Origin of the sequence: Nonomuraea lactucae, from assembly GCF_003313395.1 — a bacterium.
GTDB lineage: Bacteria > Actinomycetota > Actinomycetes > Streptosporangiales > Streptosporangiaceae > Nonomuraea > Nonomuraea lactucae.
This window is the reverse complement of record NZ_QNFZ01000312.1, coordinates 1-556: the sequence shown is the minus strand read 5'-3', so window position 1 is coordinate 556 and position 556 is coordinate 1. Positions and strand designations below refer to the sequence as shown.

The following is a 556-nucleotide window of genomic DNA, read 5'->3' as shown; positions in this document are numbered from 1 at the left end:
CGCGTCGTCGGCCCGCTGGCCGCCGCCCTCCGCCGCGCCCACCGCGTTCGCGACGGCCTGGCGGAAGTCCGTGCCGCGCACGCCGTACGAGCGCAGCAGTTTCAGCACGGCCGGGCCGCCGGTCAGCGCCTGGTAGCCGTGGTTGGCGTACCGTCCCGCCTCGCGGGCGGTCGGCGCGCCCGGGGTGGGCATGTAGCCGACCTCGCCCGCGCCGCCCGTGGCCCCCCTGTGCATCCGCCCGCCCAGCACGATGGCCGAGCCGATGCCCTCGTCGGCCCACAGCAGCACGAAGTCGGGATGGCCCTGCGCGGCGCCGTGCGCCTGTTCGGCGAGCGCCACGAGGTTGACGTTGTTCTCCACCGCCACCGGCACGCCGAGGCCCTCGGCCAGCGCCGGCACCAGGCGCGGGATCTGCCAGCCCGGCATGTCCTTGGCGGTGGCGTACCCGAGGCGGCCGGTGGACGGGTCGATCGCCGCCTGCACGCCGATCACCACCTGCCGCAGCCTGCCGGGCGGGCCGGCGCCGCGCAGGGCGGCGTCGAGCCGCTCGACCAGT

1 protein-coding gene is annotated in these 556 nt (G+C 77.5%); it reads right to left on the bottom strand.

Annotation, left to right across the window (positions count from 1 at the left end; genetic code table 11):
- On the bottom strand, window positions 1-556 hold a 556-nt coding region (locus tag DQW85_RS21660), incomplete at both ends, for an ROK family protein (RefSeq protein WP_162795188.1).